This window comes from Providencia huaxiensis (assembly GCF_002843235.3).
Lineage (GTDB): Bacteria > Pseudomonadota > Gammaproteobacteria > Enterobacterales > Enterobacteriaceae > Providencia > Providencia huaxiensis.
Genome location: NZ_CP031123.2, coordinates 2,002,619 through 2,028,390, shown reverse-complemented (window position 1 = coordinate 2,028,390; position 25,772 = coordinate 2,002,619). Strand labels below are relative to the sequence as shown.

Below are 25,772 nucleotides of genomic sequence, written 5' to 3'. Positions count from 1 at the left end.
TAAAAAAATCAATTTTTTTACTTTCAGGGGTAGACAAGTTGGTGGGATTCCTCCATAATCGCGCCCCATGGAGAGATGGCCGAGCGGTCGAAGGCAGCGGTCTTGAAAACCGCCGATGGGTAACCATCCTAGAGTTCGAATCTCTATCTCTCCGCCATATTAGCCGGCTTAGCTCAGTTGGTAGAGCAACTGACTTGTAATCAGTAGGTCACCAGTTCGACTCCGGTAGCCGGCACCAAATAAGAACCCGTTACATTTAATAGATGTAGCGGGTTTTTTCTTTGTATTTATGTACATAATGACAATGCCTTAAGCCGTGGTTGTGCCATATTGGTGTCATCGTGTGACATTAGCTCGTCGACCTTCATGGCATGTTCAGTGAGGTGATTCGCTGTAGCATAAACAAATACAAAACGCTGGTGTTTTCCTATTTGGAGTTTCAATACCATGCATGTGGTATTATTTAGGCCAACACCTATCGCTTTTCCTCCTTTTGCATCTTCAGGGTCGACCCAAGCTACTTTCCTTCCTTAACTATTGGCTGGCACAATGAACCCAATAGCAAAGAGCAAGCTTGACAAGAAGGTCATTCGAAAAATCAAAGCAGTTAGAACCGCACTTTAATGTATAGCACTGCTATATAAACCAAATACCCTGCAATGCACATTGCAGCTACAGATATCAATGCAATAAGGCTTTTCATATACACCAAAAAATTGTGATTGTGCATCAATAGACATTTTGATTTTGAAATGGTTCTTATAGCAAGAAAGCAATATGGGAAATTGAACAGCAACGACAGGCGAATAATGGATAGTAGGTTGATGAGTAGAAAGTAGCTTCACGGCTACTTCTTAATCCCTAACTCAATTTTCCTTTCCATCGTTGATTATGGCGGTCACCTGAATTGACTGCTAATAAACATAGCTACTAAATTGACAAAACTAGCAAAATAATCCGTAAAATGACAAAAATACACATTAATAATGAGATTAATTAAGCCATATATGTGATAATTTTGACCATTCATAACTGTTTAGGTGATTACGTTTTTAGCTTAACTGGCATATAGTTCTGATTAAAGGTAAATAAAGTTACAGAGCTATTCATTCATTGGCTACACTGAAAATTAAATATTACTTAACTGCTTGGAAAAGGTTATCCGACTGTTATCTACTCAAATGGAAGATACATTGTAAGGGTATTCAGATAGTTGTGGGCGAAAGCCCATCTTGCTGTAGTAATCATGTTGAATTTAAAAGACTAAATATTGTCTAAAATAGCGTGCATTCTGCAAAGGCGAAGTATTGGGAGATATAATGTACGCCAAAAACCCATTTTCACTGAAATTGGTCCATCCGAAGTACTTAGTAACATGGGTGGGGGTTTTTATCTTATTTTTATTGGTTCAATTACCTTATAAATGGCAAATGTGGCTTGGTGCTTTTCTAGGCAGTAATTCACGGTATTTTATTAAGAGAAGAGTGTCGATAATTAAGCGAAATTTAGAGTTGTGTTTTCCGAATAAAAACAAAAATGAAATAGATACTCTGGTAAATGACAACCTAAAATCTTTAGGCATCGCATTATTTGAAACGGGGATCGCCTGGTTCTGGAGCGATAAAAAAGTAAAAAAATTATTTCAAGTAAAAGGAATGTCTAATTATTTAGATGCTATTGGGAAAAATAAAGGTGTAATTATCGTTGGAGTCCATTTTATGTCACTTGAGCTAGGTGGTCGGATTATGGGCCTTTGTTTCCCTGTTAATGCGATGTATCGACCTCATAATAATAAAGCGATGGAATATATTCAGACAAAGGGGCGGTGCCGTTCTGGCAAAGGAATGATTGATCGTAAAAATTTAAAATTTATGGTTCAAGAATTGAAAAGTGGCAAGTCCATCTGGTTTGCACCTGACCAAGATTTTGGAAGAAAAGGCACTATATTTGCGCCATTTTTTTCTGTCAAAAATAGCTCTACATCAAAGGGGACATCAATACTTGCTCAATTATCTAAATCACCGACGCTCACAGTAACATTATTGAGAAGTAAGAGTGGGGTTAACTATGATTTAGTATTGGGCAAAGAAATACTAGGATATCCAAGCTCTGATGCATTACAGGATGCAACAATGATTAACGCTGTTTTAGAGGCCGAAATAATGAAAGCCCCTGAGCAGTATCTTTGGGCTCATCGACGGTTTAAAACCCGGCCTGAAGGTGAAGTGTCACTTTATCGCTAGTTTTATCTTTAGTGTCAGATGCCATAGAGGGTTGAAAAGGAACTTGTAAGCTTTCTATTGATAACCATTTTTATCTTATAGTGTTTTCTAACTCATAATATAAAACGAGATAAACATATATTTATCTCGTTTTATCAAAGAATTATGTTGTTTTTAGTATAAGGCTTTTCGTTATAACCAGCTGTGTAGCATAAAATATGATAATGAAAATATAAAAATTACCATTAGGTGTTGGAGCACCTTTAAAAACAAAAGAAATCTTCTTATTTGATTCATTGTTTCCTGCTTGGCTAATAAAAACGGCTAATTAAACAGTCTTATATAGTGTAGTAACACTAACTATAAAATACCAAATTCCATTAAAAAAATTAAAAAAATGTGAAATAAATTACACTTAATAAGTAAAATTAACTAAGTTAATGAGTGGTTAATAAATAATAAAATATCTGGTCATTTATTAAGTAAAATACGTAAAAATAGAATAGCCTTCAATAACGATGTTAGTGGAAGGCTATTCTAATATAGAGTTACGTTAGAATAAACTAAAAGCTTTTTTCATATTCACGAGCTTTTTTATCGTCATAGTTATGTTCCCATTTGGCAATAACAAGAGCGGCTAGGGCGTTACCTACAACGTTAAGTGCGGTACGTGCCATATCTAGAATACGGTCTACACCTGCGATGAATGCAAGCCCTTCTAGTGGGATACCTACACTTCCTAGTGTGGCAAGAAGAACAACAAATGAAACGCCAGGGACACCCGCAATACCTTTAGACGTGATCATGAGCGTAAATACTAGGATAAGTTCTTGCCCAATAGAGAGCTCGATACCATAGAGTTGGGCAATAAAAATAGCGGCAATACTTTGGTATAATGTTGAGCCATCTAAGTTAAATGAATAACCTATTGGAATAACAAAGCTTGTTACTGATTTAGGCGCTCCATATTTCTCCATTTTATCCATAATACGAGGAAGTACGGTTTCAGAACTGGCTGTTGAATAAGCGAGTAATAACTCATCTTTCAATATTTTCATTAAAGTAAAAATATTTATTCGGCAATAACGGGCGACTAATCCTAATACTACTACTGCAAAAAATAGAATTGCACAATGGACGAGTATAACAAGTTTCAACAGAGGCACTAAGGATGAGAAACCAAAGTTAGCGACGGTAACAGATATTAATGCGAAAACCCCGATTGGAGCATACATCATAATCATGTTCGTTACACGGAACATGGTTTCAGAGAAAGTCTGTAATACATTGAGTAGAGGCTGTTTTTTCTCAGAAGGTAAAGAAGAAAGCCCCAAACCAAATAACACAGCAAAAAAGATGACTGGCAGCATGTCACCACTTGCCATAGCAGCAAAAATATTACTTGGCACTAAAGTTAGGATCGTATTAATGATCCCTGAAGGGTGGCTTTCAACTTCTTGAGTGGTTTTTTCATATTGTGAAATATCGACTTGTGTTAATTGCGACATGTCGATACCAACACCTGGTTGGAATATATTGGCAAAAGAAATACCGACGATAATGGCAATTGTAGTAATAATTTCAAAATAAAGGATAGTTTTGAAACCAAGAGAACCGAGTTGTTTGGTATTACCAACCCCTGCGATCCCAACAATTAACGTTGATATAACGATAGGAACAACAATCATTTTGATTAACTGAATAAATATTTTACCCGCCGGGGAAAGAATATTTAAAATCAACCAATCTTTGTACTCTGAATTATCATGTAAAAGCGCTCCAGCAATAACACCTAAAATAAGAGCAAGTAATATTTGCCATCCTAGGCCAAATTTAAACGGTTTTTTTTTAGTCACTTGGTTTAATGTCATAATTAAATCTCATTTATATTAATAATTTTTATGTATGTGTTTTTATTATCATAAATTTTATATCGAATATTCGGTAAAACTACAACTAATAACTCGATTAATTTGAGTAATTTCAATGAGTGATCTATATAAATGTGTTTGTTTTGTTAATAAATAAGGCAATTATGGTTATTTATGTAAAATAAATGGTGGGAGTGTGAATGAATAAGTGATTTTTAATTGCAAGGTGTTTCTAAAAGTAAATCTGATAAATATTCCAAAATTGTTAATGGTATTGTTTTTGCACTGTTTGTTTTTTGCAAACAAAACTAGATTGAGCGAAAAATAGACTGCAACTCTTTATTTTTATCGAATATACGACTGAATGTGATTTTATATTTAAATTGTTAGATTTAATTAGTTAATTAAAGTTTAACTTAGATATAGCTAGATGAATGGATGATATTGAAATATTAAAGGATTTCTATAAATGGCTTCTCACTCAAATTTATATAATGAAATTAGTTAGAAGTGGGTGAGTTAAATAATGAAAAAGAAAACGTCAAGCAACTCAAACGGCAGATTGTTTCCGTTTAAATGCTGCGAGCAGTGTGCGTTCAGAGAGATCTAAGTAACCACGTAACATATTGGCTGCATCTATATTTTTGCCTGAATCTAATAAATTAAGAATAGAATGGTTTTTATCAATATAGGGGGCATATAAAATTTTAGGGTCATTGAGGTGACCAAAGGCCAGTCGTAACTCAGCAGACACATTACGGTATAATTTAATTAGGCGTTCGCTGTCAGATAGTTCGACAATGGCAGTGTGAAATTTCATATTTGCAGTGCCTACACCCACCCAGTTCTCTGTCTTTTCATGTTCTCTAGCTTCTTGAACTGCATCTTTCATTTTTTGAACTGATGGATGCATGGCATATGCATGAGTTAGTGCATCGCACTCAATAAGTCGGCGAACTTGATAAATATCGATAATGGCAGCCATATCTGGTACTGAGACAAATACGCCCTTATTTGGAGCATAAGTTAATAAACCTTCCTGCGTGAGTACACGAAATACTTCCCGTAATGTATTTCGAGAAATATCGAGTTCTTCACTTAATGCCGCTTCAGATAAGCGTTGACCTGGTGTGATCTCCCCAATTGTTATCTTATGACGTATAACTTCTGCAATAGAAACAGATAAAGTTTGGGCAACAGGTTGTTTTTTCATAATAAAGGCTAATTTTAGTCTCAGAGGCAATGAGCCGCTATATTCACATATTCAAATTATAGCAGCAAGTTTCATTTCTCTTTACCACATTCCCCCCTGTATTTGCACAAGAATAGTGAAATTAGAATTTATTGCACTAATTTGGTGCGATTTGCTTGGTAAGCGATATGGCTTGTGAGTCAAAATTGTTAAAAAAGTGATCTCGTCTTGATTTTTAAACGAACAATTACGATTTTTATTGATTGTTTATTCATCATTCAATACTAATTGTTCAACAATCTATTAAAAATGAATTAACAATACAGCTAACAAGTAGAACAATGGCACGATAATTGCCTTAGTGACTGTGACATCAACAACTAGATCAACAACCACATCAATAATTAAAACAATAACTATTAGAGGAGTATGCATATGGCAGCTCATGAAAGTGCACCAACTACTGCTGAATATGTGAAAAGTCGTCGTTCATCACTGATAAGCGCAATTTTTCTAATGGCAACTTCAGCCATTGGGCCTGGGTTTATCACACAAACTGCGACTTTTACCGTGACATTAGGGGCTGCTTTTGCCTTCGGAATTTTAGCGTCTATTGTGATTGACTTCATTGTTCAGCAAAACATATGGCGAGTTGTTACCCTGACTAAAATGCACTCATCAGAAATTGCGAATGCCACAATTCCTGGGAGTGGTTATTTATTAGCGGTATTAGTTATTTTCGGCGGGCTAATTTTTAATATTGGTAATATTGCAGGCGCAGGGTTAGGGCTCAATGCCTTAGTCGGCTTAGACCCCAAATGGGGGGGCTTGATTAGCGCATTATTAGCAATTTATATATTTTCCTCCCGTAAGGCTAGTACGTTTATTGACCGGTTGATTATTGGCTTAGGCGTAGTGATGATCGGCTTAACTTTGTTTGTCGCTATTGCATCAAACCCACCTGTTGGGGAAGCATTACGTCAAAGCGTATTACCTGACACAGTTGATTTTGCCATGATAACCACCATTGTTGGGGGCACTGTCGGGGGATATATCTGTTATGCAGGTGCTCACCGTTTATTAGATAAAGGCGCTGTTGGTATTGAAAACATTAAAGTTGTCTCTAGCGCAGCCACAAAAGGTATCCTAGTTGTTGGGCTGATGCGTTATATTTTGTTTTTGGCTATCTTAGGTGTAGTCGCAAGTGGTGTGACTATTGATATTTCTGGTCATGCGGCCAACCCAGCATCTCAAGCATTTCAGGCTGCCGCAGGTAACTTTGGTTTACGTATCTTTGGTTTAATTCTATGGGCTGCGGCACTCACCAGTGTAATTGGTGCGGCTTATACCTCAATGAGCTTCTTAACGGCATTTAAGTCTTCTATCACAGAAAGGCAACGTAATGTCGCAACTATCATATTTATCGCAGTTTCTCTGGTTGTCTATTTATTCATGGGAACAGCCCCTGCGGCATTATTGGTTTTTGCTGGTGGTTTCAATGGGCTAATTTTACCTATTGGTTTAACTTTATTTGTTTATATCGGTTGGAAACGCTCAGATTTAATGTCGGGCTATCATTATCCGCGTTGGCTATTATGGTCTGGTGTCGTGACCTGTGCACTCACTTGGTATATGGGGGCAATGTCTGTCGGTACAATTTTTAATTATCTGAAATAACTCAAGGAGTGATCATGAAAAAGCAGATTGATTTAAACAGTGACCTTGGGGAAAGTTTTGGACAATGGGAAATGGGCAATGACACCGACATTCTACCTGTTGTTAGCAGTGCGAATATTGCTTGTGGTTTCCATGCGGGTTCACCAGAAGGGATACTAAAAACCCTTAAAGCCGCAAAAGAAAATGGGGTTGCTGTTGGTGCTCATGTGGGTTATCCCGATTTAGTGGGTTTTGGTCGACGTAATATGGATATTGCATCGAATGAATTAACCGCAGACGTGATTTACCAAATTGGTGCATTACAAGGGCTAGCAACCGCAGCAGGGACACAAGTTTTATATGTTAAACCTCATGGCGCATTGTATAACACGATTGCTCATGATAAACGCCAAGCAATGGCTGTGATTGATGCGATATTAGCGATTGATAAGCGATTGATATTAGTGGCGTTAGCAGGGTCACCATTAATTGGGTGGGCTAGAGAATGTGGCTTAAATGTGGTCGCAGAAGCTTTTGCTGATAGAGCTTATAATAGCGATGGCACATTAGTGTCCCGAAAATTAGCCGGTTCAGTATTACATGACCCACAGATAGTTGCAGACCGTATGTTGCAGTTGGTCATGGAAGGCGGTGTGATGTCGATTGATGGAAAATTTACACCTGTTGACGCTGGGTCGATTTGTGTTCATGGGGATAGCCCTGGCGCCCTTGAAATGGCGAAACAGGTGCGAGCCGTATTAGAACAACAAGGTATTGAAATTTATGGTTTTGCCTACAAAGGAGGCCGTGAATGACACAGCTAATGAAAGCATCACTGCAGGCCATCGAAGCTGCTCGCCTTGCACGGCAAGCTATCCGCGAAGGATATGACAAACCAACAGCAGGCCTTGCCCCGGGTATGACTCAAGCCAACATGATTGCGTTGCCACGTGACTGGGCATTTGACTTCTTATTATATGCTCAGCGTAACCCAAAGAGCTGCCCTGTTTTAGACGTATGTGAAGCAGGGAGCTGGCAAACTGTCCTAGCTGAAGGTGCCGATTTACGCACGGATATCCCACGTTACCGTGTGTGGGAAAAAGGACAATTAATTGATGAAATTACGGATGCGACAGCAATCTATCAACAACATCCTGATTTAGTCACTTTTTTAATTGGTTGCAGTTTTACATTCGAAACGCCAATGATTGAAGCCGGTATTGATATACGGCATATCACGGATAAATCGAATGTTCCGATGTATAAGACTAATCGTCTTTGTCGCCCAGCAGGGCGTTTACAAGGCGAATTAGTGGTTTCAATGCGACCAATACCTGCAAATCGCGTGGCTGATGCAGTGAGTATTACGGGTAGGTTCCCTGCCGTGCATGGAACACCTGTTCATATTGGCGCGCCAGAACAATTAGGTATTACGGATATTATGCAACCTGACTTTGGTGATGCGGTTCGCATTGAAGAGGGCGAAATTCCCGTTTTTTGGGCTTGTGGTGTCACACCTCAAGCTGCAGTAATGAAATCAGGGGTTCCATTCGCATTAAGCCATGCACCCGGTTACATGTTTATTACAGATGTACCTGATGCCGCATATCACATATAGAGGTGCCAATTGAGATTTTTACCCGTCAATTTAAGTGCCTTTATGGTGGAGTTGGAAAGTCTTGAACAAACAATGGCATTGACTGATTCCTTAACAGAAATGCCAATTTATGGGATTGACGAAATAACGCCAGCAGCGAGGACAATTTTAATTCGCTATAACCCGATCAAGACAAATGTGAATGATTTGGTTGAAAAGATATCACTTAGAGATGTGTCGGCGGTCGTCGGCAAGGCCAGTAAATTGGTTACTATCCCCGTTCACTACAATGGCGAGGATTTACCCGATGTCGCAGCGCATTTAGGGATATCCACTGCGGAAGTAATACGTCGTCATACAGAAAATGAATTTCAGGTTGCATTTAGCGGTTTTGCCCCAGGTTTTGGTTACATGGTTTCGAAAGAAGCTAAGCTGAACGTCCCAAGGCGTCAATCGCCAAGAGTACGCATCCCTGCGGGGTCGGTTGCCTTAGCTGGAGAGTTTAGCAGCGTTTACCCACAAGCTAGCCCAGGGGGATGGCAGTTAATTGGTGTGACTGAACTATTAATGTGGGATATCAATCGACCTGAACCTGCACTCGTTCAAGCAGGCATGCGGGTCAACTTTATCGATGCCGCGAAAAGCCAAATTAGCTATAGCTTGCCAGCGAAAGTAAGTATTGAAAAAAATGCTAAGAATGTCAGTGCTGATTTAACAGTTTTAGCGACGGGGTTACAGGTTTTATTTCAAGATTTAGGGCGTATAGGCCAATCGGCATTGGGGATCTCTGAATCAGGCGGTATGGATAAATCGGCATTACGTAGTGCAAACCGTATTGTGGGGAATAAATCAGATTCTGCCGTTTTAGAGATAACGCAAGGTGGGTTTAAGGCTCAAGTTCACAAAGACCTCATTGTTGCAGTGACTGGAGCGCCTTGTACTATTGACGTTATCACAGCAGAAGACCAGCAATATCAAGTTGACACTTATCAACCGATTCATTTAGCAAAGGGCGACACCATCAAACTGAGCCGCCCGAGCAAAGGTGTGCGTAGTTATTTCACTGTCCGAGGTGGTTTCAATATAGAGCCTATTTTATCGAGCTGCTCGTTTGATACATTAGCGCAAGTTGGTCCAGCCCCAATCACGGCGGGCCAAACACTCACGGTTAACAGCAATTCATCTCCATTAGCCGTTTCATTATATGAGGCGCCTGCTTTTGATTACCCAACAGAAAACGACGTGGTGGTTTTGGATGTTGTATTAGGACCCCGAGCGGATTGGTTTACAAAACAAGCTGTTGAGCAACTAACGAGCCAATTATGGCAAGTAACAGCGTCATCAAACCGAATAGGTTTGCGGCTATTTAGTGAAAAACCGTTAGAGCGCGAACAATTACAGGAGCTACCGAGCGAAGGAACTTGCATTGGCGCTATTCAAGTCCCCGCAAATGGCCAGCCTGTTTTGTTTCTCAATGATCACCCTTTAACAGGCGGTTATCCCGTTATTGGCGCGGTATGTGAATATCATTTGGATTTAGCAGGGCAAATTCCTGTGAATGCCAAAATACGTTTTAATCCACTCGGTGAATTTAAAGTACTACAAGGGAGCCATTGTGCTTATGAAAATGAATAACAACAAAAAACATAAAGTATTGATTGCTAATCGAGGCGAAATTGCAGTTCGTATTATCCGTGCATGTCGTGATTATGGTTTCCAGTCTGTTGCGGTTTATGCGGACAGCGATATTGACGCTCTCCACGTCACAATGGCTGATGAAGCCTACGGGCTTGGGGGAAACTCGCCAGCAGAAAGTTATTTAAATATTGAAAAGTTGATTAGTATCGCTCAGCAGTCAGGTTCAACCATGGTGCATCCAGGGTATGGTTTTTTATCTGAACGGGCTGAGTTTGCGCGTGCAGTTGAAGCCGCAGGGTTAATCTGGATTGGGCCGAGCGCAAATAGCATTGATATACTAGGGGATAAGGTTCAAGCTCGCCATATTGCAATGCAAGTCGGTGCACCGCTAGTGGTTGGCACAAAAGATCCTGTGAATAGTGCACAGGAAGTCCTTGAATTTGCTCATCAACACGGCTTACCTATTGCTATTAAAGCGGCATTTGGTGGTGGTGGCCGAGGGCTAAAAGTAGCTTGGCAACTCCATGAAGTTGAAGAACTTTATCACTCAGCAGTACGCGAAGCGACCGCTGCATTTGGCCGGGGTGAATGTTTTATTGAACAATTTTTACATAACCCTCGGCACATTGAAGCCCAAGTTATTGCGGATACGCATGGTAACGTGCTGGTGGTGGGGACTCGTGACTGCTCACTACAACGGCGTAATCAAAAACTGGTTGAAGAGTCGCCAGCCCCTTTTTTATCTCAGAGTCAACAGCAGCAAATCATTCAAGCTTCAACGGATATTTGCCGCAAAGCGGGCTATGTGGGAGCCGGAACCGTTGAATTTTTGTTAAGCCAAGATGGCACGTTGTCATTTCTAGAAGTGAATACGCGCTTACAAGTTGAGCACCCAGTCACAGAGGAAACCGCAGGTATTGACTTAGTGATTGAGCAATTGCGAATTGCAGAAGGTTTACCTTTAAGTATTAATGAGATGCCGACTCCTCGAGGGCATGCGTTTGAATTTCGTATTAATGCCGAAGATGCTGGAAATGGTTTTTTACCGACACCAGGCACTATTACTGTTTTTGATGCACCAACGGGGCCGGGGGTTCGTGTCGATAGTGGTGTAACAGCGGGAACAACAATACCGGGTACCTTTGATTCGTTAATGGCGAAATTAATTGTTGTGGGTAGTACACGAGAGCAAGCCATTTTGCGTGCACGTCGTGCTTTGGCTGAATTTAATATTGAAGGCGTTGCATCCGTATTACCATTCCACAGAGCGGTAATGGAACAAACTGATTTTTGTGATAATTTTAGCGTTCATACGCGTTGGATAGAGACCGAATTTAATGTGGAAATTCCACCTGCAAAACGGCAAATTCCACTATCGCCTGCTGAAATGACACGCACTTTTATTGAAATCGATGGAAAGCGTTGCGAATTGGGTTTACCTACACAACTGTTTTCTGGCTTTTCAGTCAATAGTTCAGCTGCAACCCATTCAGCTCCTCAAATAATTCATAACCCAGATGCGGTCAATGCACCTATCTCTGGGCTATTATTTAACTGGCTGATCCCTCACGGAAATAATGTTTCTGAAGGGGATATAATCGGTGTCATGGAGGCGATGAAAATGGAAGTTCAAATTGTTGCACACCGAGCAGGAACGTTGAAACACTGTGCGATTAAAGGGGATTTTGTTGAAGCAGAGAGCCCAATAGCTGAAATTGTTTAGTTTGGTTGGATTAAGTTTGAGCTAAAGGAATTAGCTCAAACTAACGAGAAAGTCGTTCAGGCAATGTTCTTAGAGGAAGATGAGGCGCAGGAATGGCATGTTTTTCTTCAGCGGTCATTTCATTGCTATCACGGTAGACTTCACCACATAGAAAATAGAGATTTGGCCGTTTTGATTCTAGGTAGTCTTTTCGGCTAATACATTGTTCTTGTGTGAAAATAGTTTCAGTCACAGGTAACGCATCACATGAATCTGAGCCACAAGGACTCACCCATAATGCCCACCCAATGAGTACCATATGTCCTGCCATTTACATTGCCTTCCTTAATAAGAACCAATATGAACCGCTGAAAAGTGATGACTGTAAGTAGCTCTCTAATTCACACACATTATAAGTTAAATTCTAACATTGAGTTAACCAAATGTATGTATTTAGACATAATGAATTCTCTTATTCACACTAAAAAGCAAATCTTTATGAATTAAAAAGTTGCGAATTATTATAAGTAGAAATTAAATGATTTAATAATAAATAACGCTGTATATTATTAAAATAACCCTGTCGATATCGAGTGTTTTTTGGTGTCAGATCGCAAAAAAATAAAATAATTATCTACAAATAACCGATGTTAGAGCTCAAGCCTGTCAATTAAGACTATTTTTAACTAGGATTATGACAACCTCTAATAAGAAAACTGATAGGAATAAATCATGACTTCCATGGAAGAAGTACTTTCATTTTGGTTTGAGGAATCGACACCAAAACAATGGTTTGAAAAAAATGCTAAATTTGATTTGACGATAGCACAACGATTTGCTCATGTTTGTGAACGCGCAGCTAAGGGTGAATTAGCGTATTGGCGGGCATCTATTCGAGGCCGTTTAGCGGAAATTATTGTTCTAGACCAGTTTTCACGTAACCTATGGCGTGATACGCCAAAGTCTTTTGCTCAAGATGGGATGGCTTTAGCACTAGCGCAAGAGGCGATTAAGCAACATGATTATAACCTCCTGACGTTATCACAGCGCAAGTTTGTTTTAATGCCATTTATGCATTCTGAATCCAGTTTTATTCATTTACAGGCCGTTGAACTCTTTCGCATGCTGGGTGATGACGGCACATTAGATTATGAAATGCGACATAAAGCGATTATTGACAAATTTGGTCGCTATCCGCACCGTAATGAAATTTTAGGTCGGCCATCTACACAAGAAGAAATTGCATTTTTACAAGAGCCAAATTCTTCTTTTTAGGTTAAAACCAAATGAGCCCATATCTTACTTAATAAGCTCATTTGGTTTCGCTTTTCATTTAACGAAATAACTCAGCATGGATTGGCGATAATGCTAATTCTAACTGTAGTGATTTGAGGTAAATTTCAGTGATCTGCGCAAGGTTAGGGTAAAAGGCTGTCTCAGTTTTACTTTCCTGCACCAGTTCTAAATAACGATATGCCCAAGGTAATAAATGTTGTTCAAATAGCGTTATAATGGCGCTGTCGTCTTCTTGTTCCGCTAAAGCAGAAACAGCCATCATCATTAAGCCAAATTGGTCTTCAGGCTCACGAAGTCCGGTGTCAGTCACTAACCCTTTGGTTTGCAAAAAATGGCGATAAGCCGCTGTTGATTCTCCCATAACAGAATTGTCATGTTCCAGATATACAGACCCCCATGGAGGCGCTGGCATACTACCTTGTCCTTCGAATAAGATAGAATAATCATACGAGATATCATCAGGTTGTGTTTGTGACAACGAAGTACAAATCGCCTGAATTTGCTCTGGATTTTCCCATGAGTGTAACTGTGGGATTTCACCCAAAACAGGGTAGACGTTTCGTAACGTGTCCGATTGCGGAGGGTAGTAGAAAAACGCACCAAGGATGCGGATCATTGTCGTATCAATCATATTATTTTATCCGTCTTATTTCGCGTTAAAGCATGACATCATTATCTGATTTCCTGTCACTGTATCGATGCAGGATGATGTGGGATTACTAAACAAAGAACCCCAAACGGGGTTCTTTAATAATAAATTATAACATAGTAAGAACAATGCCTTACATGGTTATCTGCCACAAGTTATAGAATGCGATACGGCCTGCAAGTTCAGCTAATAAAACAGCTGCCGCACACGTTGCTAATGTTGCTCTTGGTACGCGTTGCTTTAACGTCATACCAACAAATGCAGCTAAAGCAATGGCTAAGACGACAACTTGGAAGCCCCAGAAGCCTGTTTGCTCACCGCTAAGAGCGGGGCCGGTTTCGGCTAAAAACGCTTGGTAACCAGCACGGCTTGCAAAAATAGCGAAAGTACCAATTAAGAACGAAGCAATACCTAAGCCACGCGCACCAATTGCAATAGCGAGCGCACCACCACCGACTAACATCGTCATCCACATTTGCAGTGTGGTATAACCGGTGTCCCAGTTAGCAATAGTGGCGATGTTGTACACTTGAGGTATTGACCAAACAAATGCGAGTCCTGACACTACTGCGGCAATATTTGCCAGTTCACGCAATAACGTATGCTTGAAAAACAGAGTGAAAAATAACGTTGCCGCAGCGCATCCAACAAATACGCCACTTAAGAACGCTTCATTACTCATTGGCGAACGGCCTACACCCAGTAGCATATTGAAGAAGCGTAGTGGTTGACCAACGTGTAACCCACCGATACCCAAACCAATTATCATAATAATAAAGGCAACGATATTGGCAGTTTTTAGCTGTTTATCGTCAATAGACCCCATTTTACGGCTGATATAAGCGAGTAAAAAAAGCCCAGCAGCTGACTGTCCTAAGACGGTGAAAAAAACGAGTGGTAATTCATGCATCTTACACCTCCGCAGGGTTTTTTAATTCGCCACTTTTATCGCCAAATGGCTTCGCATCTTTATGTGGTTTGATGACAATATTTGGGTTTGTCAGGCTTGGGTTTGGCATTGGCGCAATACCACACTCTGTCCCGTGTAACTCACGAAGAACATTAATATCATCAAAATCTAAAGCACGCTGCGGGCAAGATTCAACACAAACTGGTTTCATTCCTTTTGCGACGCGTTCATAACAGCCGTCACATTTAGTCATGAGTTTTTTCTTCTCATCAAACTGTGGTGCGCCATATGGGCAACGTAGTTCGCAGTAACGGCAACCCACACAAATAGATTGGTCAACTACGACTAAACCATCCTCTTCACGTTTGTGCATTGCACCGGTTGGGCAACCTGCGACACAAGTCGGGTTTGAGCAATGGTTACATGAAATCGAAAGATAGTAATTAAAGACGTTTTGCTGCCATATACCATCTTGCTTCTGCCAACTTCCGCCACCAAACTCGTAGACACGACGGAATTTTGGACCTAAATCTAAATCTTTTTCATCCTTACAACTGACTTGACACGTTTTACAGCCAGTGCATTTTGTGGAGTCAAAGTAAAAGCCATATTGTTTCATCATTCAACTCCTTAAGCGCGTTTAACTTCAACAAGGTTAGTATGTTGTGGGGTACCTTTAGCCAATGGCGAAGGAACATGAGAGGTCAGTGTGTTGATACAACCACCAATATCCAGCCCATCTTCATTGAGAGTACGCCATGCACCTTGTGGAACAGCGATAACACCAGGTAATACACGCTCTGTCACTTTCACTTTAATTTGAATACGGCCACGATCATTAAATATTTCAGCCATGTCACCATTGTTCAAGCCGCGTTGCTGGGCATCAATTGGGTTGAGCCAAAATTGATGCGGAATGGCTTCACGGAGCATGGCAACATTGTAATAAGATGAATGCACATGGCCTTTATCATGAAAGCCCGTCATTAATAGCGGATGCTTCTGTTGGCTTGCTTGGGCTTCAACGCCTTCTTTATTGACGCAATATTCAGGAAGGGCAGGGATACGTTGGCCTTCTGGTAACTCCCAATTTTTAACACGCTCAGCCAGTTGTTCCGAATAGATTTCCACTTTACCTGACGGCGTTTTCAATGGGTTATTGATTGGGTCATCACGGAATTTCTTCAATGCAATATTTTCTGAACTGTTCAAGAACTTACGGTCGATAATACCCGCACCGTCAGTTTCGCTGAATTCAGGTAAATGAGGCATTTTTTCACGTGTTTTGTTATAACAGAACTCAATCCATTCGGCGTAGGTACGGCCTTCTGTGAATTGTTCTTTTACCCCCATTTTCTCAGCAACTTCTGCTAATACATCATAGTTAGGGCGGTTTTCCCACAGTGGCTCAATGGCATTTTGTAGGCGAACTAAATAGTGGTATGCACCACTTGCATAGGAGTTATTGATTAAATCATTGGTTTCAACGGTAGTGACATCCGGTAACAATAAATCTGCATATTTTGCGGATGGAGTATCATGGTTATCCCACACCAAAATGAACTCACATTTTGACTCATCAGCAAGTATTTCATGGGTTTTGTTTAAATCACCATGTTGGTTACCAATGACATTACTGGAGTAACACCACATAAATTTGATGTCGTTATTGAGTTTATCGACACCTTTAATACCACCGTTCTCTGCGGTTAATTCTTTCCCACGAACAATAGCTTCTGACCACATATAAGTTGGGATCAGGGCTTTGACTGGGTTAGGTAAAGCAAATCCCGCAACAGGATAAGCATAGCTATTACCCCACAGGCCGGTGTTCGTTCCTGCACGACCAATGTTCCCAGACATTAACGGTAGCATCATGATTGAACGACAAGCTTGCTCACCATTTTCGGTACGTTGCAAGCCCCAGCCTTGTGAGATCCATGCTCTATTGGCATTACCAATTTCACGTGCAAGTTGCTTAATGCGTGCGACGGAGATCCCCGTTAATTTACTCGCCCACTCTGGGGTTTTTGCGATGCCATCAGGCCCATTACCTAAAATATAATCTTTATATGATGCATTGCGTGGTGCAGAAGCAGGTAAGGTAGACTCATCCCAACCAACACAATAGTTGTTCAGGAATTCTTCGTCAGTCAGGCCTTCTTCGATCATGACATAACCGAGAGCAGCAACTAATGCAGCGTCAGTACCGGGGTAAATTGGTATCCATTCAGCGCCAAGCGTTGTGACGCTATCAGTGCGACGCGGGTCAATGATAATCACTTTTGCCTTGCTTTTATCTAACGCATTGAGGGTCTCGTAGAATTGACCGCCGCCAGACATGCGTGTTTCTGCAAGGTTGTGGCCAAACATGACAACTAAGTCAGAGTTTTGGATTTCAGATAAATAGGATTCTTCTACGCTACCATAGACATAAGGTGTGATTTCCATTAATTGAGCATATGAATATGTACCATAGTCACCCAAGAAACCACCAGTTAAGCTTAATAAACGTTTACAAGCTGCACGGCCGTGTAAGTTAGCACCCGTTGACCCAGAGCCATACTGATAATAAATGGCATCACTTCCATATTTATCAATCGTATACTTTAATTTTTCAGCGATAATGGTTGTTGCTTCATCCCATGAAATCTTTTTAAACTTACCTTCACCACGTTTACCAACACGAACCATTGGGTATTTTAAACGGTCTGGATTGTAGGTTTTCCAACGCACTGAACGGCCACGTAAACATGGACGAATTTGGTGTTCGCCTAACGTTGAGTCGTCATACATCGTTTCATTGGAAATACGGCTGATAACACCATCTTTCACATGAACTTTCAATGGGCAGCGGCTACCACAGTTTACTAAGCATGCGCTATAGCTAATTTTTTCGCTGACTTCGTCAGGCATGATTGCTGGTGTTTTTGCTTGTACAGCAAAAGGTAGAGTGATTGAGCCAGCAACAGCAGCGACACCCGCAACGGTTGCAGAGGTTTGTATAAACTCCCTCCTGCTCAGTTTTCCAAATTGAGTATTTATTTTATTTTTATGCATTGACATTGCCTATATGTAAATAACAACATTACTATCTTGTTTTATATGTTAAAAACAGATCCTGTAGAGTTACATAACTTACATCAATGTTATCCACGATAAAGGAAATGTATTTATTTAATTTATAAGGGTTTTTTGTTTGTTAGAGCATCGATCAGTTTTGTTTTTGTTAACTATCGAAATGTTATTTTTTATATAACGCTGGGTGGAAAAGTAAGCGTAAAGAGGGATATCTCCCTCTTTCGATACTACTTTAGATGTAGATGGATAAGGAAATTTAACTAATCACTTAGTATTAGTTATTTTTCTGGGAAATGGCCTATCATTCTAACATCATTTCCGGTAGGTGATTGATGTACCATCAGATTAAATTGCGGAAGGATGGAAAAGATATGGTCAAAAATGTCAGATTGTATTCTTTCATACTCCACCCACACGGTTGTATTCGTAAATGCATATATTTCGATTGGAATACCATTTGAGTCAGATTCTAGCTGTCTGACCATAATCGTCATATTTTTGTGAATATTAGGGTGTGATTTTAAATAAGCTTCAATATAAGCTCGGAAGGTCCCTATATTTGTCAAACGACGCTGATTCAAAGGAACCGCTTTGTCATCCGGTAGGCTAGAATTAAAGACTTGGATCTCAGATATTTTCTGTTCGATGTAGGGCTCAAGTAAATTTGCCTTAATACATTGTGCGATTTCTTCAGAAGTTAAAAAATGCACACTGCTGGCATCTAAGCGGACACTACGCTTTATTCTGCGTCCACCTGATTCTGTCATTCCTTTCCAGTTTTTGAAGGAATCAGAAATAAGCGCATAAGTCGGAATGGTCGTAACGGTGTTGTCCCAGTTACGCACTTTTACCGTAGTTAAACCAATATCAACCACAGCGCCATCAGCACCGTATTTAGGCATTTCTAACCAATCGCCAATGTTAACCATGTTGTTGGCTGAAAGTTGTATCCCAGCAACTAACCCCATAATAGGGTCTTTGAACACTAGCATCATGACCGCTGTCATTGCACCAAGACCGCTGAGAATAATCAGAGGCGATTTACCTATTAATAGTGCAATAATCATGATGCCAATTAGAATTGTGGCAATCAGTTTAAGACTTTGAAATATTCCTCTAAGAGGTAAATGCGCGGTTTTGGCCGCACGTTGAAGTACACCAAGTATAATATCAAGAACGGAATAAAGGGTGAGTAAGCCAAATAATAGGCACCATGCCTGTGAGCCAACCTTTAAAACGGCTTGGGCAGTCGAGCCTGAATGTAACCATAGCGTTGCTTGGATATTGACTACAACACCTTGGATCACGAATGCGAAGCGATTAAAAAGATTATGTTGAGTGATTAAATGTACCCAAGTTCCTGCATTTTTTTGCCCACGTTTTTCGAGTTGTGGAAGAAATATTTTATGTAGAATTAAGTGTAATACGCAGGCGACGATAAGGATTAAACCGAGCACCATAAGTAAAGAGGCAAGGTCAGCGTAATCTTGGTTGAATTGACGTACCCAGTCTAGCAGTTGCTGCTGCATGGTTTCTCCTTCTTTAGAGTGTTAGGAACAATTGTTTATAAAAATATCATAGGTTGAATGACCTTATCATATTTACAACGAAAATTCATGGGGAGCAACATTAAATTCCGTCTTAATTCTTATTACTAGTTCTAAGTATTGTCTAATATATGGAAATAATATTAATGGCAATAAGAGCTATTATAAAGGAGCGCGCTCACTAATTTGAGAGATTAAGTAACATTTACATAACATTACGTGTGATAAGTATTTTCTGATTGTGAGTCTTTATAACTAAGCATAATGTTCTACAAAATGTCCTAATGTTATATTAACTTTGCAGGAATTTATTATGAACCGATTTAAAAGGCCGATTTGTTCTGTTCTTTTGCAGTATATCTTATTGCCCATTATTGCTTTTACCTCATTGCTTGCTAATTCATCCCCCAATGGCAATCAAGGCCAAGGAAACGACAAAGGACATCAACAAGTTCATGGAAATAAAGGGAAGCAGAACAAAGATAACTCAAATAAAGGAAATAATAATCAAGAGGCAAAGCATGTCAAATCAAGTAAGTATTACGATAAGCATCGGGAAGCAAATGTTAGTTTTAATGTGAGCTTTGGCAATGTAAGGCCTTTGGCCATTGAATATGGATTGACAGGATATCGTGGCTTGCCTCCAGGTATTGCAAAACAAATTAGCAGGGGAAAACCACTTCCTCCAGGTATTGCAAAAAAAACGTTACCCTCAGCATTTTTAGCACAATTACCTGTTTATGTCGGTTATGAATGGAAAATGAGTGGCCGAGACCTTATCTTGGTTGCGTTAGGTACAGCTGTTGTCGCTGAAATTATTGAGAATGTTTTTGAATAAAAAAAACGACCTTGATTTCAAGGTCGTTGTGCAAAATAAATGCAATTAACGCTAATGATGAGGTAACTAAAGGTTTGATTAACTAAAAGATAATTAACTTGCTTACATAAAACGTTTAGATAGTAATTCAACAACTTCTTGCACACTGCTGATAAATTCTTTGATGCTGTTCATCGAGAACTCCAAATTAAAATGTGATCCAGATCACGTGAGAGCATTTTAGCTATTCACATGTTAATGTCAAGTTAATATTAAAAATAATTTTAAATTTTAAACTATATTTTAGTCGCTGTGCTACAGCTTGTTTTTTTGTTAGTCGCGGTTCTTACAAGAGGGCCTGAATCTGCAAATAGAGATAAAAAATGTGAAGAATTGAAAGGTAATTTTTGTAATATGGTGTATGGTTAATAAGAGATTAGGTAATGATTTGATTGATAAAGGAATATAGCTCATGATTGCTTATGTAAACGGCCAGTTTTTACCTGAAGAAGAAGCATCAGTATCTGTTTTTGACCGTGGGTTTTTATTTGCGGATGCTGTGTATGAAGTGACTGCAATAATTAACGGTAAGTTAGTTGACTTTGAACATCATATGGCTCGTTTGCAGCGTTCTTGTGCTGAATTACAGTTATCATTTCCCTACGATTTAGCAGAATTAAAACAAATTCATCTTCAATTAGTTCAGCAGAATAATATAGAAGAAGGGCTTGTATATCTGCAATTGACACGTGGCAATGCGAAACAACGCAATTTTTTATATCCTGATAAACAAACGAAGCCAACATTAGTCTTATTTGCACAAAAGATGAAGATTGTTGAAAATGAGAAATCAAAATATGGAATAAAAGTCGTAACTGTAGATGATATTCGTTGGCAGCGTTGTGATATTAAAACAGTTGCTTTATTAGCAGCTTCCATGGCAAAAGAATACGCTAAACAGCAAGGTGCAGACGACGCTATATTTGTTAAAAATGGCTATGTCACTGAGGGAAGTTCCAGTAATTGTTTTATTATTAACCATCAGAACCAAATACAAACACGAGGGTTAAATAATGAAATATTACCAGGCATTACTCGTCAAGCAATTTTACAACTTGCTCGGGAACAAGGAATAGACATTGTTGAAAAGCCATTTAGTATTGATGAAATGTTAGAAGCAAAAGAAGTCTTTATTACTTCTGCAACAACATTAGTTTGGCCAGTTATTATGGCGAATAACCAATTAATTGGGGAAGGTAAGCCGGGGAAACTAGCTATCCGGCTACGGGAGATATACTTGCAAAAATTGAAATAATCACATGAGAAATATAAATGTTATTTTAATTGCATAAATTCTGTAACTGAAGAAATCGTTACCATGCCTTCTAGTGCCTGAAGACTTTGCTGATGGAGTTCTAGCGTTGGGGCCGCACATAAATCCTCGAGTACTGTGACAGTATATCCTAAATCATGGGCTTGTCGTGCAGTACTTTGAATTGCTTTTACGGTACTAACTCCGCCAATAAATAACTCGGTAATATCATTATCGGTAAGCCATTTATGGAAATGGTTTCCTGCAAATGCAGAAACCCCTTTTTTAATCATTACCGGATCACGAAATGCTACCTCAAGGTCATGGGCCCAATTACACCCAGTGCCACTTAGTTTTAAGGCTCCAAGTTTTTTAGCTTGCTGAAACATAGGGGAGCCAGCAGGAACATCGTGATAATTGTCTGAAAAGCCAACCTTAACCCAAATCACTGGAATATGATGGTTTCTTGCATATTGTGCTGCTCGATTAGCTTTCTCAACGATTTTACGTGAGCAAGTTTGCTGGTAACTCGAATTAGATAAGCCATTTTTACCAATTATCTCTTCAATGAGATCAATAATTACTAATGCCTTGGACATTATTGCCTCTTTTAGGTGTAAGTATATTAACGTATAAAAGGCGTATTCTATCCAGAAAAAATAGCAAATGCTGTTAACTCAATAACATAATTAGATTTAGGGTAAGTCAATAATAAAGCCGATACCTTGATTGTCTAATCCATCAGTAACTCTAATTACAGCACCGATTTTATGGGCTAAATTTTGAGCGATAGATAAACCTAAACCACTTCCGGTTTCCATCGTTCCTGGAACGCGATAAAAACGAGAAAATATAAGTTGGCGGCTCTCTTCTGGAATTCCTCGGCCATTATCTTGAACAGAAATAGTCCCACCAAATGGGGTAAGATCTTTTAAAACGACTTTTATTTTCCCTTCTTCTGGGCAGTATTTAATCGCATTTTCAATCAAATTAGTAAAAATATTACTCAATGCGAGTTTATCGGTGAGGATATAAAAAGATTTTGGGCTTTGTAGTTCAACATCAATATTTTTATTAATAGCGTAAGGTATGTGTGAGGATATTAAATGGCTGATTAATACGGGCAGGTCAATTAGCTCTTTATTTAATAAAAAGTCTTCAGTTTCTAAGCGGGCTAGGTCAATTAATTGATGCGATAAAGAGGCTGCGCGATTTAAAGTCTCTTGCATATCATTAATAATTTCTTCTTTCTCTTTCGGATTATCAATTTGCATCAATAAATGTAATTGAGCAATAACAGCCGCTATGGGGGTTCTTAATTCATGTGCGGCATCTGCCATAAAGCGCTTTTCACGTTGATTTGCAGCATCAACACGAGACATGAGGTTATTTATTGCATCAATAATAGGGCGAATTTCTTTGTATTGTTCCTTCGTTTCTATTGGAGTTAAATTACCTGGCTGACGGCTAGAGATGAGTTTTGCAGATTGTCTTAAAGGCCGCAGACTAAAATAAGCGGTAATTAATATTGCTAACAACATAATACCCAAAATAAACGCGAGAGGAATGGCTGTGCCTTCGGCAGGGTTACCTAATAAGGATTTACGGTCACTATAAGACTCTGCAATAACAACTTCGAAAGTTTCTTGATCATTCCATGCAGAAGTAAAATGCCAGTCTTTATGTAATGCTGCGAGCTCAGAGACAGATTTAAGCGATGGAATATGTAATTTGTCACTGTTTCGGTAATAGACATTCCCTTGTTTATCTCTAACAACCATAAAAGGCCGATAACTAATGTCATCGCCACTTTCCATCGCAGCAGAATAAAGTTCTTGTAGGTTATCAGCTATTTTATTGAAATATTCTGGCTTATCAGCAACCACATCAAGTGTCTTAGCAAACCCTTGGGTGATGACACTTTGTTGTTCATTTAGCTCATCATGAATTGAGGGCCAATAAAAAAACTGTAGCCAGCCAACTAATAATAACCAAAGGAAAATAACTGAGCTAATTTGTAGCCCAAAGGTATAAATAAAAAATGATTTAACTTTCACTTATCGGCACTTCTTTTTTTAATAAATAACCAATACCGCGGATAGTAATTATGCGGTCTTTACCTATCTTTCGGCGTAAATTATGAATGTGAACCTCTAAAGAGTTACTTTCCACATCATCTAATCCGAATAGGCGCTGCTCTAAATCCGTTTTTCTGACAACATTATCTGCATTTTTTATTAGTTCGTAGAGCAATAGATATTCTTTCCCAGAGAGCAGCAACAATTGCTCATTAAGGGTGACTTGGTGATTAAGAGGATTTAATTGTAGGTTACCCAATTGCCATATTTCAGATGAGAAACCTGCCATACGGCGACTAACGGCTTTTACTCGAGAAATAAGCTCAGGCATAGCAAATGGTTTTGTTAAAAAGTCATCAGCACCTGAATCTAAGCTAGAAACTAAGTTATCCATTTGATTTCTTGCCGTGAGAATTATTATTGGGATCGTTTCTCCCATATTACGCCAAGTAATCAGTTCATCATGACCATCGCCATCAGGTAAGCCTAAATCTAAAAGCATTAAATCAAAATTGCGAGATGCGAGTTGTAATTTTGCATCAGCAAGTAGCCTGACCCAACAAGGGTTAAAACCTGCAAGTTCTAACCCACGGCATAGCGCTTTTCCCAATTGAAGATCATCTTCGACTAATAGGATATTCATATCATCACCTCTACTAACAAGTATAAGCAGGCAATGAGCGTCAGACAATACGAACAATTCAAGTTTGAAGTGGATTTAAGCATATCTTAAGGTTGGTTTAACCCTTTTTTAAGGTACAAAAAAATAGACTGTTTATTATGAGTCCATCACTCAAACAATAAGAGCATTGATAATGAAACAAGCATTCTATGAGGTGCCATTATTTATAGTAGCAATCGCACTTGCTTTGATTTTTATTGGAAAAGATTTCAATAATAGGCCGGTAGTTAGTTTATCAACAATAACGTTGAATGAAATCCCTACTTGTGTGGATGTTAATAACTGTATTTCTCAGGTTAGAGCAACTAATGCAAAAAATAAAAAGTTGAATCCAGTGAAAGAGATTAAAGCCTTTCTTCGACATAAAATTGGCTGATTAACAGGGAGTAAAATTTAGATATGAGGTGGTGAGTCAAGTGTCTGTTTTAATTTCTAATTTTAGGTGCAGAAAAAGGAATGTTACACTATAAGGAAACATTCCTTTAAGTATTTGGTTAATCCACTGTTGTTTCTTCTGGGATCCAACCATCATCCATCCATATTTCTTCCAGTATTTCTTCAATACGAGTTTTATCCTCCGCTATTTTTGTTCCTGAGATATTAACGCGTTGTTGTGAGCTAAACCCAACCCGCGTTACCATATCTGGATATTGGTTTTGAAGTTTGCGTAAAATCTCAGTTTCAAGTGCTTGCAAAACAACTGAACTCGGTTTTTGTGGAGCGTTCTTATCAAATAAAACTTCGATACGTAACATGATAGCCTCTAATGAAGACTGTATTAATATACAGTATTTTTAGAACTATTAGGCAAAAAAGTCAATATAGAGGCATAAATATTTTTAGCAGTGAATAGAGTGAAAAAATAATATCAAGTTAAAACAGTAGGTTAATATTATAGATGCTTGATAAAATAATTGTCAGAAAAATTAAAATAGGTATCCTAGAAAGTATATTCTATGAAGGTGAGTTACAATTAAATGTTATATGCTTTAAGAGTTTCAAGTGAAGATAGCCAAGCGATAGCAATGATTAACCAGTTGTATGACACAGCTTTTCCATTGTATGAACAAAGAAGCTATCAAGGAAGAGATGCAATATTAAATCATGGTGACTATTATTTACTCAATTTCAAAGAAAATGATATTTTCATTGGTTTTATTGGGTGTTGGAAAATCGAAGATTATTATTATATTGAACACTTTGCTATTTCCCCTGTATTAAGAGGGCAAGGTTATGGGCAAAGGGTATTAAAGCAGTTTTGTCATGACGTAGGCAAAGTGATCCTAGAAATCGATCCTATTATTGATGATGTGAGTCAAAAACGTTGGTCTTTTTATCAACATTGCGGTTTTCAGCAAAACGAATATGCTCACGCACACCCAAGTTATTACCCAAAAAATAAGCCACATAAGCTTAGCGTATTAAGCTATCCAGAAGTGATAGCTCAAGAAGTGTATCAGCAATTTAATCATATCTTACAAACGGTTGTGATGAATAAAACGCTATTATAGTTCATTATGTA

At 39.0% G+C, this 25,772-nt stretch carries 24 protein-coding genes, 2 tRNA genes and 1 pseudogene; 13 read left to right on the top strand and 14 right to left on the bottom strand.

Annotated elements, in window-relative coordinates; all coding sequences use genetic code 11:
* The first annotated feature begins 69 nt into the window (after positions 1-69).
* Both CYG50_RS11225 and CYG50_RS11220 read left to right on the top strand, forming a co-directional pair.
* A tRNA-Ser gene (locus CYG50_RS11225) sits at positions 70-157 on the top strand.
* 5 nt (positions 158-162) lie between these two features.
* Positions 163-238: transfer RNA gene (locus CYG50_RS11220), tRNA-Thr, on the top strand.
* A gap of 151 nt (positions 239-389) precedes the next feature.
* Here the strand turns inward: CYG50_RS11220 and CYG50_RS23095 are convergent.
* Positions 390-527, bottom strand: a pseudogene (locus CYG50_RS23095) (integrase); the annotation flags it as partial.
* A 792-nt stretch (positions 528-1,319) separates the two neighbouring features.
* Here CYG50_RS23095 and lpxL point away from each other — a divergent pair.
* Entirely contained in the window at positions 1,320-2,243 is a 924-nt protein-coding gene (gene lpxL, locus CYG50_RS11210; RefSeq protein ID WP_102137665.1) for an LpxL/LpxP family Kdo(2)-lipid IV(A) lauroyl/palmitoleoyl acyltransferase, read from the top strand.
* 542 nt (positions 2,244-2,785) lie between these two features.
* Here the strand turns inward: lpxL and gltP are convergent.
* From gltP to CYG50_RS23255, 3 genes are all read right to left on the bottom strand, one after another.
* Complete coding sequence (gene gltP / locus CYG50_RS11205; protein WP_102137666.1) at positions 2,786-4,093, bottom strand: glutamate/aspartate:proton symporter GltP; 1,308 nt, start codon at positions 4,091-4,093, stop codon at positions 2,786-2,788.
* Positions 4,094-4,643: 550 nt separating this feature from the next.
* Complete coding sequence (locus CYG50_RS11200) at positions 4,644-5,306, bottom strand: GntR family transcriptional regulator (protein ID WP_102137667.1); 663 nt, start codon at positions 5,304-5,306, stop codon at positions 4,644-4,646.
* A gap of 282 nt (positions 5,307-5,588) precedes the next feature.
* Positions 5,589-5,720, bottom strand: coding sequence for a hypothetical protein (locus tag CYG50_RS23255; protein WP_256372923.1), 132 nt, complete (start codon positions 5,718-5,720; stop codon positions 5,589-5,591).
* Between CYG50_RS23255 and CYG50_RS11195 the strand changes: the two genes are divergently transcribed.
* The 5 genes from CYG50_RS11195 to CYG50_RS11175 are packed head-to-tail and all read left to right on the top strand — an operon-like array spanning position 5,721 to position 11,899.
* Entirely contained in the window at positions 5,721-6,962 is a 1,242-nt protein-coding gene (locus tag CYG50_RS11195) for an NRAMP family divalent metal transporter (RefSeq protein WP_102137668.1), read from the top strand.
* Positions 6,963-6,976: 14 nt separating this feature from the next.
* Positions 6,977-7,756: a LamB/YcsF family protein gene (locus CYG50_RS11190; RefSeq protein WP_102137669.1), complete on the top strand. Its 780-nt coding sequence runs from the start codon at positions 6,977-6,979 to the stop codon at positions 7,754-7,756.
* Positions 7,753-8,559, top strand: coding sequence for a putative hydro-lyase (locus CYG50_RS11185; protein ID WP_102137670.1), 807 nt, complete (start codon positions 7,753-7,755; stop codon positions 8,557-8,559). The genes CYG50_RS11190 and CYG50_RS11185 overlap by 4 nt, the downstream gene beginning before the upstream one ends.
* A gap of 9 nt (positions 8,560-8,568) precedes the next feature.
* Positions 8,569-10,173: a 5-oxoprolinase subunit B/C family protein gene (locus CYG50_RS11180; protein WP_102137671.1), complete on the top strand. Its 1,605-nt coding sequence runs from the start codon at positions 8,569-8,571 to the stop codon at positions 10,171-10,173.
* Complete coding sequence (locus CYG50_RS11175; protein WP_202981457.1) at positions 10,160-11,899, top strand: acetyl/propionyl/methylcrotonyl-CoA carboxylase subunit alpha; 1,740 nt, start codon at positions 10,160-10,162, stop codon at positions 11,897-11,899. Before CYG50_RS11180 ends, CYG50_RS11175 begins: the two co-directional genes overlap by 14 nt.
* A 40-nt stretch (positions 11,900-11,939) precedes the next feature.
* On the opposite strand, the gene CYG50_RS11170 is transcribed toward CYG50_RS11175, so the two are convergent.
* On the bottom strand, positions 11,940-12,209 hold the full coding sequence (locus CYG50_RS11170) for a hypothetical protein (RefSeq protein WP_102137672.1): 270 nt from the start codon (positions 12,207-12,209) through the stop codon (positions 11,940-11,942).
* Positions 12,210-12,610: 401 nt separating this feature from the next.
* Here CYG50_RS11170 and CYG50_RS11165 point away from each other — a divergent pair, with 401 nt between their 5' ends.
* Complete coding sequence (locus tag CYG50_RS11165) at positions 12,611-13,153, top strand: DUF924 family protein (RefSeq protein WP_102137673.1); 543 nt, start codon at positions 12,611-12,613, stop codon at positions 13,151-13,153.
* A 58-nt stretch (positions 13,154-13,211) separates the two neighbouring features.
* On the opposite strand, the gene CYG50_RS11160 is transcribed toward CYG50_RS11165, so the two are convergent.
* The 5 genes from CYG50_RS11160 to CYG50_RS11140 all read right to left on the bottom strand — a co-directional run bounded on the left by CYG50_RS11160 (position 13,212) and on the right by CYG50_RS11140 (position 19,343).
* On the bottom strand, positions 13,212-13,805 hold the full coding sequence (locus tag CYG50_RS11160; RefSeq protein WP_102137674.1) for a TorD/DmsD family molecular chaperone: 594 nt from the start codon (positions 13,803-13,805) through the stop codon (positions 13,212-13,214).
* 151 nt (positions 13,806-13,956) lie between these two features.
* The gene (locus tag CYG50_RS11155) at positions 13,957-14,733 is read right to left on the bottom strand and encodes a dimethyl sulfoxide reductase anchor subunit family protein (RefSeq protein ID WP_102137675.1); all 777 of its coding nucleotides are present in this window, start codon (positions 14,731-14,733) and stop codon (positions 13,957-13,959) included.
* Between the two features lies 1 nt (position 14,734).
* Positions 14,735-15,352, bottom strand: coding sequence for a DMSO/selenate family reductase complex B subunit (locus tag CYG50_RS11150; protein ID WP_102137676.1), 618 nt, complete (start codon positions 15,350-15,352; stop codon positions 14,735-14,737).
* An 11-nt stretch (positions 15,353-15,363) separates the two neighbouring features.
* Entirely contained in the window at positions 15,364-17,793 is a 2,430-nt protein-coding gene (locus tag CYG50_RS11145) for a DMSO/selenate family reductase complex A subunit (RefSeq protein WP_102137677.1), read from the bottom strand.
* 299 nt (positions 17,794-18,092) lie between these two features.
* Complete coding sequence (locus CYG50_RS11140) at positions 18,093-19,343, bottom strand: mechanosensitive ion channel family protein (protein WP_102137678.1); 1,251 nt, start codon at positions 19,341-19,343, stop codon at positions 18,093-18,095.
* 331 nt (positions 19,344-19,674) lie between these two features.
* Between CYG50_RS11140 and CYG50_RS11135 the strand changes: the two genes are divergently transcribed.
* Both CYG50_RS11135 and CYG50_RS11130 read left to right on the top strand, forming a co-directional pair.
* The gene (locus CYG50_RS11135) at positions 19,675-20,199 is read left to right on the top strand and encodes an anti-virulence regulator CigR family protein (RefSeq protein ID WP_102137679.1); all 525 of its coding nucleotides are present in this window, start codon (positions 19,675-19,677) and stop codon (positions 20,197-20,199) included.
* 451 nt (positions 20,200-20,650) lie between these two features.
* Positions 20,651-21,493, top strand: a complete 843-nt coding sequence (locus CYG50_RS11130; protein ID WP_102137680.1) for a D-amino-acid transaminase — start codon at positions 20,651-20,653, stop codon at positions 21,491-21,493.
* A gap of 20 nt (positions 21,494-21,513) precedes the next feature.
* Here CYG50_RS11130 and CYG50_RS11125 read toward each other — a convergent pair whose 3' ends face one another.
* The 3 genes from CYG50_RS11125 to CYG50_RS11115 all read right to left on the bottom strand — a co-directional run bounded on the left by CYG50_RS11125 (position 21,514) and on the right by CYG50_RS11115 (position 24,211).
* Positions 21,514-22,089 (bottom strand): cysteine hydrolase family protein, encoded by a 576-nt coding sequence (locus tag CYG50_RS11125; RefSeq protein WP_102137681.1) that lies wholly within the window; start codon positions 22,087-22,089, stop codon positions 21,514-21,516.
* Between the two features lie 96 nt (positions 22,090-22,185).
* Positions 22,186-23,547 (bottom strand): sensor histidine kinase, encoded by a 1,362-nt coding sequence (locus tag CYG50_RS11120; RefSeq protein ID WP_102137682.1) that lies wholly within the window; start codon positions 23,545-23,547, stop codon positions 22,186-22,188.
* Positions 23,537-24,211, bottom strand: coding sequence for a response regulator (locus CYG50_RS11115; RefSeq protein WP_102137683.1), 675 nt, complete (start codon positions 24,209-24,211; stop codon positions 23,537-23,539). Before CYG50_RS11115 ends, CYG50_RS11120 begins: the two co-directional genes overlap by 11 nt.
* Before the next feature lie 172 nt (positions 24,212-24,383).
* Between CYG50_RS11115 and CYG50_RS11110 the strand changes: the two genes are divergently transcribed.
* The gene (locus CYG50_RS11110; RefSeq protein WP_102137684.1) at positions 24,384-24,626 is read left to right on the top strand and encodes a hypothetical protein; all 243 of its coding nucleotides are present in this window, start codon (positions 24,384-24,386) and stop codon (positions 24,624-24,626) included.
* Between the two features lie 118 nt (positions 24,627-24,744).
* On the opposite strand, the gene CYG50_RS11105 is transcribed toward CYG50_RS11110, so the two are convergent.
* Positions 24,745-25,005 (bottom strand): DinI-like family protein, encoded by a 261-nt coding sequence (locus CYG50_RS11105; RefSeq protein WP_102137685.1) that lies wholly within the window; start codon positions 25,003-25,005, stop codon positions 24,745-24,747.
* A 222-nt stretch (positions 25,006-25,227) separates the two neighbouring features.
* On the opposite strand from CYG50_RS11105, the gene CYG50_RS11100 reads away from it, so the two are divergent.
* Positions 25,228-25,761, top strand: a complete 534-nt coding sequence (locus CYG50_RS11100; protein ID WP_102137686.1) for a GNAT family N-acetyltransferase — start codon at positions 25,228-25,230, stop codon at positions 25,759-25,761.
* Positions 25,762-25,772 lie beyond the last annotated feature (11 nt).

Coding starts and splice junctions, on each gene's coding strand:
- CYG50_RS11175 (WP_202981457.1), top strand. CDS start 10,160: ATGAAAATGAATAACAACAAAAAACATAAAGTATTGATTGCTAATCGA.
- CYG50_RS11135 (WP_102137679.1), top strand. CDS start 19,675: ATGAACCGATTTAAAAGGCCGATTTGTTCTGTTCTTTTGCAGTATATC.
- CYG50_RS11170 (WP_102137672.1), bottom strand. CDS start 12,209: ATGGCAGGACATATGGTACTCATTGGGTGGGCATTATGGGTGAGTCCT.
- CYG50_RS11200 (WP_102137667.1), bottom strand. CDS start 5,306: ATGAAAAAACAACCTGTTGCCCAAACTTTATCTGTTTCTATTGCAGAA.
- CYG50_RS11110 (WP_102137684.1), top strand. CDS start 24,384: ATGAAACAAGCATTCTATGAGGTGCCATTATTTATAGTAGCAATCGCA.
- CYG50_RS11130 (WP_102137680.1), top strand. CDS start 20,651: ATGATTGCTTATGTAAACGGCCAGTTTTTACCTGAAGAAGAAGCATCA.
- CYG50_RS11190 (WP_102137669.1), top strand. CDS start 6,977: ATGAAAAAGCAGATTGATTTAAACAGTGACCTTGGGGAAAGTTTTGGA.
- CYG50_RS11125 (WP_102137681.1), bottom strand. CDS start 22,089: ATGTCCAAGGCATTAGTAATTATTGATCTCATTGAAGAGATAATTGGT.
- CYG50_RS23255 (WP_256372923.1), bottom strand. CDS start 5,720: ATGCATACTCCTCTAATAGTTATTGTTTTAATTATTGATGTGGTTGTT.
- CYG50_RS11100 (WP_102137686.1), top strand. CDS start 25,228: ATGTTATATGCTTTAAGAGTTTCAAGTGAAGATAGCCAAGCGATAGCA.
- gltP (WP_102137666.1), bottom strand. CDS start 4,093: ATGACATTAAACCAAGTGACTAAAAAAAAACCGTTTAAATTTGGCCTA.
- lpxL (WP_102137665.1), top strand. CDS start 1,320: ATGTACGCCAAAAACCCATTTTCACTGAAATTGGTCCATCCGAAGTAC.
- CYG50_RS11185 (WP_102137670.1), top strand. CDS start 7,753: ATGACACAGCTAATGAAAGCATCACTGCAGGCCATCGAAGCTGCTCGC.
- CYG50_RS11195 (WP_102137668.1), top strand. CDS start 5,721: ATGGCAGCTCATGAAAGTGCACCAACTACTGCTGAATATGTGAAAAGT.
- CYG50_RS11160 (WP_102137674.1), bottom strand. CDS start 13,805: ATGATTGATACGACAATGATCCGCATCCTTGGTGCGTTTTTCTACTAC.
- CYG50_RS11115 (WP_102137683.1), bottom strand. CDS start 24,211: ATGAATATCCTATTAGTCGAAGATGATCTTCAATTGGGAAAAGCGCTA.
- CYG50_RS11145 (WP_102137677.1), bottom strand. CDS start 17,793: ATGCATAAAAATAAAATAAATACTCAATTTGGAAAACTGAGCAGGAGG.
- CYG50_RS11155 (WP_102137675.1), bottom strand. CDS start 14,733: ATGCATGAATTACCACTCGTTTTTTTCACCGTCTTAGGACAGTCAGCT.
- CYG50_RS11105 (WP_102137685.1), bottom strand. CDS start 25,005: ATGTTACGTATCGAAGTTTTATTTGATAAGAACGCTCCACAAAAACCG.
- CYG50_RS11150 (WP_102137676.1), bottom strand. CDS start 15,352: ATGAAACAATATGGCTTTTACTTTGACTCCACAAAATGCACTGGCTGT.
- CYG50_RS11165 (WP_102137673.1), top strand. CDS start 12,611: ATGACTTCCATGGAAGAAGTACTTTCATTTTGGTTTGAGGAATCGACA.
- CYG50_RS11140 (WP_102137678.1), bottom strand. CDS start 19,343: ATGCAGCAGCAACTGCTAGACTGGGTACGTCAATTCAACCAAGATTAC.